This window comes from Methylophaga sp. UBA1464, from assembly GCF_002325665.1.
Classification (GTDB): Bacteria; Pseudomonadota; Gammaproteobacteria; order Nitrosococcales; family Methylophagaceae; genus Methylophaga.
Genome location: NZ_DCSO01000043.1, coordinates 9,853 through 10,810 on the forward strand (window position 1 = coordinate 9,853; position 958 = coordinate 10,810).

The 958-nt window shown below is 44.5% G+C and carries 2 protein-coding genes; one reads left to right on the forward strand and one right to left on the reverse strand.

The window, feature by feature from the left end:
• The coding region (locus tag B3O33_RS04405; protein WP_292363043.1) for a diacylglycerol kinase at positions 1–330 on the forward strand (330 nt) is incomplete at its 5' end.
• Here B3O33_RS04405 and lgt read toward each other — a convergent pair.
• The coding region (gene lgt / locus B3O33_RS04410) for a prolipoprotein diacylglyceryl transferase (RefSeq protein WP_292363045.1) at positions 302–958 on the reverse strand (657 nt) is incomplete at its 5' end. The genes B3O33_RS04405 and lgt overlap by 29 nt on opposite strands.

Here is a 958-nt window from a genome sequence, read left to right on the forward strand (position 1 = left end):
TTAATGTTTGCTTTAGTCTATTCGTTACAAGGACTGTATGCCGGAATTCGTTATGAATCTGCCTTCCGGCAGGAATTTATTTTGCTGTTACTGCTGGGAATCGTCAGTTTTTTTCTTGATGTTACACCCGCGGAAAGACTGTTGATGATTGCCTCATTAGTGGCTGTACTGATTGTTGAAGCACTTAACTCGGCCATTGAGTGTGTTGTTGATCGGGTAAGCACCGATGTACACAAACTGTCTGGCCGAGCCAAGGACTATGGATCGCTTGCTGTGTTACTGACTTTGTTATTGAGTGCTGCTACCTGGTTGATGATTTTGCTGGATTAGATCGTTGATAAGCCCAAAACATCATAACCAATCCGGCTATGATCATCGGAACACATAACAGCTGCCCCATAGTAAACCAGTCAAACGCCAGATAGCCGTATTGTGGATCGGGCACCCGGAAAAATTCTGCTGCAAAGCGGAAACTGCCATATCCTAATAAAAACAGACCTGATACTGCCGCCCGTGGACGCGTTTTGGCCGAAAACCACCACAAAATAACGAATAGCAACAAACCTTCCAACAATGCCTGATAGAGCTGTGAAGGATGCCGAGCCAGCGGTCCTCCTGTTGGAAACACCATTGCCCAGGGGACATCCGATACTCTGCCCCATAATTCCCCGTTAATAAAATTACCTATCCGCCCAAAAAATAAGCCTAACGGTACTAATGGTGCAACAAAGTCACTGATTTCAAAAAAAGATTTTCCGGATTTTCGACCAAATAGCCAGATGGCTATCAAAACTCCTAACAAACCTCCATGAAAAGACATGCCTCCCTGCCAGACTTTAAACAGGTTCAGTGGATTATTAATAACATTGAGTAAATCATAGAATAAGGCGTAACCAATCCTGCCACCCAGGATCACCCCGATCGCGCCATAAAAAAGCAAATCTTCTACCTGAGATTG